Annotated in this window: 11 protein-coding genes; 6 read left to right on the forward strand and 5 right to left on the reverse strand. The window is 59.3% G+C overall.

The window, feature by feature from the left end; genetic code table 11:
• The first annotated feature begins 182 nt into the window (after positions 1–182).
• Positions 183–1,730, forward strand: a complete 1,548-nt coding sequence (locus ACR0KL_RS20270) for a trimethylamine methyltransferase family protein (RefSeq protein ID WP_425085706.1) — start codon at positions 183–185, stop codon at positions 1,728–1,730.
• Positions 1,731–1,851: 121 nt separating this feature from the next.
• Here the strand turns inward: ACR0KL_RS20270 and ACR0KL_RS20275 are convergent, their stop codons facing one another.
• Genes ACR0KL_RS20275 through ACR0KL_RS20290 form a run of 4 tightly spaced genes read right to left on the reverse strand, consistent with a single transcriptional unit; the run spans position 1,852 to position 6,336 of the window.
• Positions 1,852–3,192, reverse strand: coding sequence for an NAD(P)/FAD-dependent oxidoreductase (locus tag ACR0KL_RS20275; RefSeq protein ID WP_170681470.1), 1,341 nt, complete (start codon positions 3,190–3,192; stop codon positions 1,852–1,854).
• Positions 3,189–4,685, reverse strand: coding sequence for an aldehyde dehydrogenase (locus tag ACR0KL_RS20280; RefSeq protein WP_170681467.1), 1,497 nt, complete (start codon positions 4,683–4,685; stop codon positions 3,189–3,191). Before ACR0KL_RS20280 ends, ACR0KL_RS20275 begins: the two co-directional genes overlap by 4 nt.
• 3 nt (positions 4,686–4,688) lie before the next feature.
• Positions 4,689–5,618: a dihydrodipicolinate synthase family protein gene (locus tag ACR0KL_RS20285; protein WP_480777435.1), complete on the reverse strand. Its 930-nt coding sequence runs from the start codon at positions 5,616–5,618 to the stop codon at positions 4,689–4,691.
• 7 nt (positions 5,619–5,625) lie between these two features.
• A complete protein-coding gene (locus ACR0KL_RS20290) occupies positions 5,626–6,336 on the reverse strand; it encodes a GntR family transcriptional regulator (protein ID WP_170681463.1) in 711 nt (236 codons plus the stop codon).
• Positions 6,337–6,499: 163 nt separating this feature from the next.
• On the opposite strand from ACR0KL_RS20290, the gene ACR0KL_RS20295 reads away from it, so the two are divergent.
• On the forward strand, positions 6,500–7,450 hold the full coding sequence (locus tag ACR0KL_RS20295) for a GlxA family transcriptional regulator (RefSeq protein WP_170681461.1): 951 nt from the start codon (positions 6,500–6,502) through the stop codon (positions 7,448–7,450).
• Between the two features lie 378 nt (positions 7,451–7,828).
• Here ACR0KL_RS20295 and ACR0KL_RS20300 read toward each other — a convergent pair whose 3' ends face one another.
• A complete protein-coding gene (locus tag ACR0KL_RS20300; RefSeq protein WP_170681459.1) occupies positions 7,829–8,368 on the reverse strand; it encodes a ZrgA family zinc uptake protein in 540 nt (179 codons plus the stop codon).
• A gap of 237 nt (positions 8,369–8,605) precedes the next feature.
• Between ACR0KL_RS20300 and ACR0KL_RS20305 the strand changes: the two genes are divergently transcribed.
• The 4 genes from ACR0KL_RS20305 (at position 8,606) to ACR0KL_RS20320 (ending at position 12,236) form a co-directional block, all read left to right on the forward strand.
• Positions 8,606–9,877: an imelysin family protein gene (locus ACR0KL_RS20305; protein ID WP_170681472.1), complete on the forward strand. Its 1,272-nt coding sequence runs from the start codon at positions 8,606–8,608 to the stop codon at positions 9,875–9,877.
• A gap of 125 nt (positions 9,878–10,002) precedes the next feature.
• Complete coding sequence (locus ACR0KL_RS20310) at positions 10,003–10,296, forward strand: (2Fe-2S)-binding protein (protein WP_170681458.1); 294 nt, start codon at positions 10,003–10,005, stop codon at positions 10,294–10,296.
• A complete protein-coding gene (gene bfr, locus ACR0KL_RS20315) occupies positions 10,244–10,729 on the forward strand; it encodes a bacterioferritin (protein ID WP_170556457.1) in 486 nt (161 codons plus the stop codon). The genes ACR0KL_RS20310 and bfr overlap by 53 nt, the downstream gene beginning before the upstream one ends.
• Positions 10,689–12,236, forward strand: coding sequence for a di-heme oxidoreductase family protein (locus ACR0KL_RS20320; RefSeq protein WP_480777436.1), 1,548 nt, complete (start codon positions 10,689–10,691; stop codon positions 12,234–12,236). Before bfr ends, ACR0KL_RS20320 begins: the two co-directional genes overlap by 41 nt.
• The last annotated feature ends 2 nt before the right edge of the window (positions 12,237–12,238 follow it).

A 12,238-nucleotide genomic window follows, 5' to 3' on the forward strand; every position in this document is an offset into this window, starting at 1 on the left:
AGCGTGACAAACACGCCGAGGCACCACAGGCCGCAGAATAAACCAATCAAAACACAAACAATCCAAGCGCCGCCCAAAAGGGCGGCGCTTTCGCGTGTCGCATCCTGCAAGCACATATCGCTATCAGAGAGGTCAGCGCGCCGCGAATCCGTCATTTTGGTTCCAAGATGGAGGATTGCCCTTTGAATATTCGAACCCAATCACGTTCCGGAGGCCGCGCGGCGCGGCGTGCACAACGCACAGCCCCGAACTTTGAGATGCTGCCCGGCCTGACCCGCGCCATCCCCGAATGCGAGGTGATGGACGGCAGCCAGGTCGAGATGATCGACAATGCCGCCATGGACATTCTGGAAAATGTCGGCGTTCAGTTTCGCGACCCGATCGCGCTGGAAGACTGGAAGAAAGCTGGCGCCAAAGTTGACGGCGAATTGGTCTATCTGGACCGCAACATGGTGCGCGAGCTGATCTCGACCATTCCGGCACAGTTCACCTATCACGCGCGCAACCCGGCCAATAACGTCAAACTAGGTGGCAAGCATTCAGTCTTTGTGCCGATGACAGGCGCACCTTTCCTGCGCGATCTGGACGATGTGCGCCGCAACCCGCTGCTGGAAGATCTGGCGATGTTCCACAAGCTCAGCCATATGATGCCCGCGCTGCACAGTTCGGCCCACCATATCGTCGAGCCTTATGATCACCCGATCAGCCAGCGCCACCTGCGCATTACCTACTCGTCGATGAAATACTCGGACAAGATGTTCATGGGTATGACCACCTCGCCCAAGAATGCCGAGGACGTGATGGATATGTGCGCGATTCTGTTCGGGGATGAGTTCATCGACACTCACCCCGTGACCACCGGCAACTGCAACGGCAACAGCCCTCTGGTCTGGGATGAGACGATGCTGGGCGCGATGCGTGCTTTCTGCCGCCGCAATCAGCCGGTCCTCTGCTCGCCCTTCGTTCTGGGCGGTGCAAACACGCCTGCCTCTGTGCCTGCCACCGTGGCGCAATTGACGGCCGAGGCACTTTCTGCGCTGGCCTATACCCAGGTGGTCCGCAAAGGGGCGCCCGCGATCTGGGGTCACTATCTGTCGACCGTGTCGATGAAATCCGGCGCGCCGATGGCGGGTACGCCCGAGATCAGCCTGATGAATTTCATGATCGGTCAGATGGCGCGGTTCTATGATGTTCCCTGGCGCACCTCGAACACGTTGGGTGGGGCTAAAACGTTTGATGCACAGGCTGGCTACGAATCTGCCACGACGCTCAGTGCAGTTTTGCATGCCGGGGCGAACTACATCTGGCATTCGGCGGGCTGGAATGAGGCCGGTATGCATTGCTCGGTCGCCAAGTTCATTGTCGACTCGGAGCAATGCGCCATGGCCTATCGAATGGCTGAAGGTCCCAAATGGGGCGACTTCGATCAGGCACTGGCCGCCGTTCCGGATGTCGGACCGGGCGGCCACTATCTGGGCCATCCGCACACGCAGGACAACTTCCAGACGGCGTTCTTTATGCCCGAGTTGTTCGACAACAACTCGATCGAGCAGTGGCAGGCCGAAGGCAGCGTTGAGATCACGGAACGCGCCCTCAAACACGCTAAGAAACTGCTGGCCGAGTATCAGGAACCAAAACTGGACGAGGCCAAGAACGAAGAGCTTCTGGACTATATCGCGCGTCGGGAACGGGAAATTCCGGCAGCGGATGAGTTGAACCAGACCTACTGATACCAACTCCCCTACTGGCCCGCCCACCATTCAGGGCGGGCCTTTTTTTTGCAAAACAGGCGAAAGAATGTGCGTATCTCAGGCCGCTCGGTGTAGGCAGACTCGGTTGAGCCCGCCGTACTCATTCATCCCGCGCACGCCTTTCTTTCCATCGCAACACGGCATTCGCCCCGATTTCCCGGAATGGCTGGGGCGGCAGGCGTTTGGGGGCCTCTTCGGCCTCGAAAAAGCCCGTGATGTCAGAAGTGTGGCCGCAGGCCCTCTCGGCTGCGACGATCCCGGTCAGGGTCCCGCGCGCAGTGCCCAGCCCGTTCTGAACGCAACCGGAATAAACGCCCGGCTCGATCTCTCGGGCGACCGAGACGCTATTGAGGCTGAGGCACAGGTGACCGGCCCATTGATGCTCCATCCTCAGCCCGGCCAGTTGCGGGAATCGCTGATCGAACTTGCGCTGCATCACTTTGGCGGCACGCGCCAGATCGCGGGAGGTTGCACTCATGCCCGGACGCAACGCCGCACAGGTCCGGGTGACAATGCGATTGCCGCCCTGGCCGGTGTCGATCCTACGCATGGTCGTTCCCATCGGGTCCGAGGGTGTCACGCCCCAGCGCGGCTGCCCGCCCAGACGCGCCAGCGCATCGGCGTCCAACTCGGGCGTCATGGAGGCAAAGAGAAACAGCTGCATCAACCGGTCACGCTCGATCCCGAAGCTTTCCAGATGGCCGTTAACCGTCAGGATGATCTTGCCGGTGCTTACGGTGCCTTTCGCAGTCCGCACCATCCAATCGCTGCCGCGTTTTTCAAACCCAAGAACGGGCGAGTTTTCGAAAATGGCGACCCCGTCCCCGGCCAGCCCTGCTGCCAACCCCCGAACATAGCCCGCCGGTTGCAGCATGACGGTTCCAGGCGTGAACAGGCCCGATTGATAGTGCCGTGATCCGGTGAGCTCGTGCATCTGCGCGGGGTCCAGCATCTCGCTGGTCTCGCCCAGAGTTTCCAAATGCCGCGCATAGCTGACATTGTGCGCATGGCCCGTGTCGCCAAACGCTCCGTTGACCTTGCCCACTTCGTCGAAAAAATTGCGGTTGATCTGGTATTGCTCAACTGCGGACCGAGCGAATGCGATGGCCTGCCGATTGAGCGCGATCATGATCTTGTCATCCCCCGCACCGGCATAGTCGTCCGATGCCAGGTCGTGCGGCAGATCGATCATGAAGCCCGAGTTTCGCCCTGCGGCCCCTTCGGCCACGCGACCTGCTTCAAGCACGATCACACGAGCCTTGGGGTCCAATTGCGTCAGACGCCGCGCCGCCGACAAACCGGCAAAGCCGGCGCCGACGACCACGACATCAGCCGTCAGGTCCTTGTACAAATCCACCGCGAGCGGCTGGGCGCCGAGGATGGCGCTCCAGGCCGCAGGGCCGCGATGGGTTGGCAGTTTGCGTGCTGAGTATGCGCTCAATCGACAGCCTCATCCGCATCATCGGCCAGATCAATCCAGATGGTCTTCAACTGGGTGTACTGATCATGCGCATGGACGGAGTTGTCGCGCCCGCCGAAGCCGGACTGCTTGTAGCCGCCAAAGGGCGTGGTGATATCCCCTTCGCCAAAGCTGTTCACCGTGACAGTGCCAGCCCGGATCGCCCGCGCGCCCCGGATCGCGCGTTTCGCGTTGGCCGTGAAGATCGAGGCGCAGAGGCCATACTCCGTATCATTGGCGATTTTGATGGCCTCATCGAAGCCTGAGACCTCAATCACCGACAGGACGGGGCCAAAGATCTCCTCGCGCGCCAAAGTGGCGTCATTGCCCGAGACTTCGACGACGGTAGCTTCGACAAACCCTTTTTCGGCCTTGCCTCCGATCACCACGTTCTCGGCCTGATCCAGATAGCCACACACTTTGTTAAAGTGCCCTTCGCTGACCAGCGCGCCCATGCGGGTTTCCGGGTCCAGCGGGTCGCCAATGTTCCACTGTTTGGTGTGATGGGCGATGCGCTCCAGCAACTCGGCCTTTACATCCTTGTGCACGATCAGCCGCGACGAGGCCGAGCAGTTTTCGCCCATGTTCCAGAACGCACCATTCACGATATGCGCGGCCACGCGATCCAGGTTTTCGGCATCATCCATAACGATGGCAGGGTTTTTGCCGCCCATCTCAAGCACGACCTCTTTGGCGTTGCTTTCAGCCGAGTAGGTCAGGAACCGCTTGCCGGTCACGGTCGAACCGGTGAACGAGACCATGTCGACATCCATATGCCGTCCGATCGGCTCACCCACAGCGGCACCGCCGCCGGGCACGATGTTGAGAACGCCACGCGGCAGACCCGCCTCCATTGCGAGTTCGGCCAGACGCAGCGCAGTCAGCGTGGTCTCGGCTGCGGGCTTCACAACGACCGAGCAACCCGCCGCCAGAGCCGGTCCGATTTTCCAGGCCAGCATGAGCAGCGGGAAGTTCCACGGCAGTACCAGACCCACAACGCCAATCGGCTCACGTACGACCATGGCGATGTGGTCGTCACTGGCAGGTGAGACCTGATCGTAGATCTTGTCGATCGCTTCCGCGTGCCATTTCAGACAGTGGATCGTTTCAGGCACGTCTACGGTTTCACAGTCATAGATGGTCTTGCCGCTGTCGATGCTCTCCATCACCGCCAGTTCGCGGGCGTTGCGGGTCATCAGCTTGCAGAGCCGGATCAACACGTCCTTGCGGTCCGATGGGTGCAGTTTAGACCACCGCCCATCGTCAAAGGCTTCGCGCGCTTTCTCGACCGCGAAATCAACGTCCGCAGCACCACAAGAGGCAATATCGGCCAGCTTCTCACCGGTGGCGGGGTTCACCGTCTCGAACGTCTCGCCCGAGATCGCCGGGCGGTACGCGCCATCAATGAATGCTCCGGTCGGCAGAGTCAGGTCTGCGGCGATGGATTTGTATTCGTCCTGTGTCAGCAATTCCATGCCTTAGCCCCCAATCTTCTTTTCAGCTACGATATCAGCGATTGTTTTCTTCAACACGCGCGTCACCTGTTCCAGCGCCCGCTTGTCATCCTTGTTCAGCCCCTTCAGCGGAGCCCGCATTGCCCCCGCCTCAATGCCGTTCATGGTGACGCCATGTTTAATGGTCTGAATGAACTTGCCGCCCTGCTCCAGCACCCGCATCAAAGGCATCATCGCGCTCATGATCCGGCGGCCTTTGGCGAAGTCTCCTTCGATCACACAGGCGTTGTAGAGCGCCACATGCTCTTCCGGCAGGAAGTTCGACCCGCCGCACACCCAGAACGGCGCGCCCCAGGCAAAGAACTCCAGCGCCTGATCGTCCATGCCGCATCCCAGCTGGATATGCGGGTAGTCGCGCGCCAGCAGATGGACCCGGTTGATATCGCCCGAGCTTTCCTTAATGCCGCAGAAATTATGGCTGCGGCCCACACGGTCGAGGAACTCTTCTCCCATCATCGTCCCGGTCCGGTGTGGGTAGTTGTACAGCATCACCGGCAGGTCAGCGGCCTTGTCGATGGCCAGCGCGTTCAGCGCATTCTCACGATCGGTGGGCACCGAATAAGGCGGGCTTGCTAGCAGGATCGAATCTGCTCCGATCTCACGCGCGCCAGCGGCCAGCGCAATCGAATCCGGCGTCAGCATCGCACCGGTACCGACGACTAGAGGCAGGCGGCCTTTCAACTGCGCATGTGTGAACTTTGCCAGCTCCAGCCGCTCTTCCACGGTCTGGGCATAGTTTTCGCCGGTCGAGCCGCCCGAGATCAGCCCGTGAACGCCGCTGGCGATCAGGTATTCGATCACGTCGGACAAAGCGTCCCAATTCACGCTGCCATCCTCGTGATAGGGCGTGACCACAGGGGTATAAATCCCCTCAAACTTGAAAATCGGGTTCATTCCGTCCTCATGCAGGTTTCGAAAGAGGCGGGATGCCCATCGGGACATCCAGCGCATCAGGCATCACGAACAGCTCAATCTGATCGCGAGACAGGTTCCAGTGGTCCTCGGCCAGCTGCGCAGCAGCCGCCTCATCGCCCGCCTCGATGGCGGCGATGATGGCGTCGTGCTGACGGCTGGCTTCAGTCAGATTTTCGGTCAGACCCGCGTTGCGTGGTCTGTAAAAGGTCATGCCGATCCGCGCATGGTCGATCAAAAGGCGATTGAACGACGGCAACAGATATACATTGCCGGACATCTGCCCCGTGACATCGTGAAACCGGTTATTGGCCAGCGCGCGATCCTCGGCCGAGCCTGACTGCAAAGCTGAACAAAAGGACCGCTGGGCATCCTTCAAGTCCTCAATCTGATCTGGCAGAGCGTTGCGCGCGGCCAGCCTAAGGATGGCGCCATACACCATCGGAGCCGCCAGAAAGAAATCCCGCAGCGTGGTATGCGACATCTCAGATACGCGCGTGCTGCGATTGGCGCGTTGATCCAGATACCCCTCACCGGCCAGTTGCCGGAACACTTCGCGCAGCGGGGTTCGCGACAGGCCGAAAGCTTCGGACAGATGCGCCTCATCCAGATCCGCACCGGGTTGTAGCCGCAAGGTCAGAATCGAGACCTTGAGGTGTTCTGCAAGATCAGATTTGCGCGAACGCGCTTCGTCCTTCATCCGCCTATCCCTTTGTCGCAGCCGCTTGGCGAATCTAGATCGCCCAGCCAAGGGTGTTGTATGCGATTAAAATACAACTTGTATACAATTAACTTTCGTGCAGCATAGGCAACCTGCGAATAATGTCGAAACCACCCAGCAGCCCGGAAGCGCAAAGACCGCCATGCCCGATCCCAGCCACATCACCTTCATTCTGATCGAGGAGTTCTCGCACCTCGCGTTTTCCTGCGCGGTCGAGCCTTTACGGATTGCCAACCTCGTCAGCGGGCAGGATCTCTACAGCTGGTCTTTTGTGTCTGAGCATGGCGAACACGCTGTCTGCTCCAACGGCTCGGTGACTCTGGTCCATGGGGGATTCGATTGCCTGCCCAAATCTGATCAGATTTTCGTGCTGTCTGGTATCCACATGCGGAACCACGCCTCCAAACCTCTGCTAGCTTTGCTGCGCCGTGAACGGGCACGAGGGACAGCGATCGGCGCACTATGTTCGGGCGCTTGGCTTTTGGCAGAGGCCGGTTTTCTGAACGAAATGCAGGCCGCCATTCACTGGGAATACCATGACGCCTTCACCGAGGCATTTCCCGATGTGAACCTGGTGCGCAGCGTGTTTGTGGTCGACGAGAAGCACATCACCGCCTCGGGCGGCACGGCGACAGCCGACCTTATGTTGCACTTGATCGAACGAGACCACGGGGTCGAGCTGGCCATGGATGTGGCCGATCAGATGGTTTACAACGCCGTGCGCAACGCAACGGCCAAACAGCGCGTTTCCCTGCAATCGCGCAACGGCATGCGCAACATCCATCTGGCCAAAGCGATTGAGGTCATGCGAAACAACATCGAAACGCCAGTCTCGCCCTCTGCGATTGCAGATGAGCTCGGTATTTCGACACGGCAGCTCGAACGGCTTTTCGGCAAATACCTGAATACCTCGCCCAAAAAGTACTTTATGGAGATGCGTCTGGAACGCGCGCAAAAGCTACTGTTGCAAACCGAGGCCTCTGTGACCGAGGTCGCCATGGCATGCGGATTTGAGAACCCCGGCCATTTCTCACGCGTGTTTCGTCTGAGTTTTGGCGTCACGCCTCACGCACAGCGCAACAAGATTGACTGAAATCAAGCAAACCCACTACTGGGGGAGAGCGTCCTGATCTGCCCGAAACTGGGCACATCCACGCTCATCCCCCGATCCCTTCGAGAACCCCCTCATTAAAATCGGACTAGTCAACACCTCGGTAGGATAGTGTGGTGGTACCGACGAATATTGGCACAACTATTGCCAATTCGTGTCAGATCTTGGTTTCTTTCCGACACAAACATTAATTTTGCGGAATTTGATCAGAATTCAGGTCAGAGCTGAGTGTTTTGTGCACGCATAAGCACCCACGCACCCGCTCAGACCCCAGGTGATTCCGGTCCGACTTTCGAGCTTGTCTACTTTGCTCGTCGATCCACCCTGCCGAAACCCTTTTCACTAAGCATGGAGGCAGTATTAGTCCGAGCCTTGCAAAGCCGAGACATCAAGGACCGGAGACTGCGAGGTAACATGGACGCGCCGCGTAACACCCTGCGACGATGCGGTGATATCGAGCATCGAAACTTGATCAAAACGCTCAAAATACGCGAATTCGATCATATCCAGAGCGGCCATGTCCGAACACTGAATAACATACTCGGCCAGAAACTCGGGCGCGCCCACCGCGTCTGCATCCGACCCCAGCCCTTCGCCCGTCAAAGACACATTGGCCGATGCCGTGGCGCACCCAGCCTGTTCAGGGACAAGAAAAAGGGTTAACGGCTTTGACAAGGACGAAATGGCATCCGCGATCGCGGACCGATCCGCGTCATCTGCTGCGCGATGGTCGAACCCCAAAATATCCTCGCTCGGAACCGCTAACGACACGCTGAACTGAGTTTCCTCAAAGGAAATATCCAATGACCCCGCAACAGCACTCTGCGCGGGAACCTGATCCCCTGCCCATGCCTGGACGGTTACTGCACACAAACCGATCGAAGCACTCAACCACTTCATGAACTCACACCACTCGCAATAGAATCACATGGATTAGTTTAACTTTATACGAACATGGCGCAATCGCGACGGCGTGTATCAGACCCACCAGATATGGGGATGTAGCGCCCCTGCAGTAAATCCGACAATAAAACTCAGGTTGACATTGTCGACTATTTCACTCAGCTATGTGCGTGCAAGTGCAGCCCCTTTTGGACGCACCTGTACGAGATTTCTGACATGAAAGACCTGAACCCAATGACGAAATTCTTTGCTGCCGCCAGCCCTCTGACCCTATGCGTGGCCACCGCCGCATCGGCCGGTGACGCCCCTGCAAAAGCGGACGTGCTGGACACTTACGCCGATATTGCAGAAGCCAAATATGATGACAGTCTGATCGCCGCCAAAGCGCTGCAAAACGCCGTCAACGCGCTGATCGCCGACCCGTCGGACGCTACGTTGAACGCCGCGCGTGCGGCCTGGATTGCCGCCCGCGTCCCTTATCAGCAGACCGAGGTCTACCGCTTTGGCAACGCCATCGTCGATGATTGGGAAGGCAAAGTGAACGCGTGGCCGCTGGACGAAGGCCTGATCGACTATGTCGACGCCTCCTACGGCGGCGCCACGGATGAGAACGAATTCGCCGTTCTCAACGTCATCGCAAACCCGAGTTTCGAGCTTTCGGGAACCGCGATTGACGCGACCGAGATCACCCCCGAACTGCTGGCAGACACCCTGCACGAAGCCGACGGGATCGAGGCCAACGTCGCCACCGGCTACCACGCCATTGAATTCCTGCTGTGGGGTCAGGACCTGAACGGCCACGGCGCAGGCGCGGGCAACCGCCCGGCAACCGACTATGCCAAAGGCGACGACTGCACCAACGGCAACTGCGACCGCCGCGCGCAATACCTAAGCGCCGCAACCGACCTGCTGGTCAGCGATCTGGAATGGATGACCGCACAATGGGCCGAAGGTGGTGATGCACGCGCCGCCCTGACTGAGAATGAATCCGCGGGCATCAGCGCCATTCTGACTGGCATGGGTTCGCTGTCTTACGGCGAACAGGCTGGTGAGCGTATGCGCCTGGGCCTGATGCTGAACGACCCGGAAGAAGAGCATGATTGCTTTGCCGACAACACGCACAACAGCCACTACTATGATGGCCTTGGCATCCAGAACGTCTATCTGGGCAGCTATACCCGCATCGACGGCACCCCGATCTCGGGCGCGTCTCTTTCGGATCTGGTTATCGCTGTTGACCCGACGCTGGACACCGAGATGAAGGCAAAACTGTCGACCACCATGCAAGCTCTGGGCCGTATCAAATCGACCGCTGAGGCCGGTTTCGCCTATGACCAGATGCTGGAACGCGGCAATGCCGGTGGCGAGGCCTTGATCATGGGCGGCGTCAACGGTCTGGTCGACCAGACCAAGACCATCGAGCGTATCGTATCGACCCTCGACCTCGACGGCATCGCGTTCGAAGGATCGGACAGCTTGGACAACCCTGACGCGGTTTTCCACTAAACTCCTTAAAGGGCCGGGGGCGTCGGTAAGACGACGCCTCCGGCAACCCGGCCACCACAAGGTGACTAGACTTGAAGGCATTACCTTACTAAATAAGTAAGAAAATCAACGAGCCTCGATTCGCCATGATCGTCTGCCACTGCACAAACATCTCCGACCACGACATCCGGGCCGCTATCGACTGGATGCGAACCGCTGACGCGCAAGCGATCATTACCCCTGGAAAAATCTACCACGCCCTTGGAAAATCTGCCGACTGTGGCGGGTGCATGCCGCTTTTCCTAGACACGATGCGAACCGACGATAATCTGGAAGTCCCCATGCAGCTGCGTGCGTTACGCAGCGGCCTATCACAGGAGAAGGCAGATGAAGGGCGATCCCAAGGTCATAGAGTATCTCAACAAATCCCTGCGGCATGAGCTGACGGCCGTCAGCCAGTATTGGCTGCACTACCGGCTTCAGGAAGACTGGGGCCTGGCCCATATGGCCAAGAAAAGCCGCGAAGAAAGCATCGAAGAGATGGGCCATGCGGACAAGCTGATCGAACGGATCATCTTTCTGGAAGGCCACCCGAACCTGCAAAAGCTCGACCCTCTGCGGATCGGGCAGAACCCCAAGGAAACGCTGGAATGCGATCTGGCCGCCGAACACGATGCCCGCACATTGTATGTCGAAGCGCGGGAATATTGCCGCGAGGCGGGCGACTATGTCTCTATGTCGCTCTTCGAGGAATTGATCAGCGATGAAGAAGGTCATATCGACTTCCTCGAGACGCAGCTCGATCTTTACGAAAGGATTGGCGACGCCAATTATGCGCAACTCAACGCCGCGAAAATGGACGCCGAAGAATAGTATTCTCGCCCTCTTGGTGGTCGCAATTGCGGCCACCCCTTCCCTGTCAGCCGAGCTGCGGGACCTTCACCTCAACATCACCCCACGCACCGAAGACGAACGCGCCCGCATTGCCGGTGTCACTGCACCGCCGCAGGATTTCAGCGCGCCGCAAAGGTTCGAAGAGTTGCCTGCCGGGGCCGCAACCGTGCGTGTGCGTAACAACGCGGATGCGTTCTCGCAACCGTCCAAGAACCTGAGCTTTGAACAAGAGCTGGATTTCAAGGTCGGCAACGGGTTGTTCAAAAAGATCTGGGTCTCTTCGCCGTCCTCGACCCTCGCATCTGATGGTCTTGGGCCGCTTTACAACGCGCGCTCGTGCCAGCGCTGTCACATCAAGGATGGGCGCGGGCATACACCGAACGGGCCGGATGACAACGCCATCTCGATGTTCCTGCGCGTATCCATTCCCGGAGGCCCTCAGGACGCGCCGGAGGGGATCGAGGACTACCTCGCCACCCTACCCGAGCCCAACTACGGCGGCCAGATGCAAGATTTCGCTCTGGCCGGGCATCCAGCGGAATACCGGTTGAATATAGTCTACGAAGAGATCCAGGTTGCACTGTCCGAGGGCGAAACCGCCTCGCTCCGCCGTCCCACCTACACGGCTGCCGATCTGGGATACGGCCCGTTGCACCCCGACGCCATGCTCAGCCCGCGCATTGCGCCGCAGATGATCGGCCTCGGTCTGCTTGAAGCGATCCCGGTCGAGGACCTGCTGGCCAAAGCCGACCCCGGAGATGCGGATGGCGATGGCATCTCGGGCAGGGCGAACATTGTCTGGTCGACCGAGTTTGACGCCCCGATGATGGGCCGCTTTGGCCACAAAGCCGGTATGCCCACGGTCATGGAGCAATCGGCTGCGGCGTTTGCAGGGGATATCGGTATCTCGACCCCGTTGTTTCCGGCCCCTTACGGAGATTGCACCGATGCGCAGCGCAATTGCGTGAAGGCCCCCCACGGCGACGGCGATGTGCGCGTCTTCGAGGTTGATCAGGTCGGTATGGACCTCGTGGCCTTTTACAGCCGCAATCTGGGCGTCCCGGGTCGCCGGGATGTGGATGACCCGCAAGTGCTGCGCGGGAAAGAGGTGTTCCACACAACGGGCTGCGCCGCCTGCCATACCCCGGCCCATGTCACCCATCGCCTGGAAGACCGACCGGAGCATAGTTTTCAGCTGATCTGGCCCTATACCGACCTGCTGCTGCATGACATGGGCGAAGGCTTGGCCGACAATCGCCCTGAGGCCTGCGCCACAGGCCGCGAATGGCGCACGCCGCCCCTCTGGGGGATCGGTCTGACCCAGCGTGTATCCGGCCATACCGAGTTCCTGCATGACGGACGCGCCCGCAACTTGCTCGAGGCTGTCCTTTGGCACGGAGGCGAGGCGCAAACCGCCCGTGACACTGTCGTGACCATGCCCAAAGCCGACCGCGACGCCCTTATCCGTTTTCTCGAAAGTCTTTGACC

The organism is Ruegeria sp. C8 (assembly GCF_056537565.1).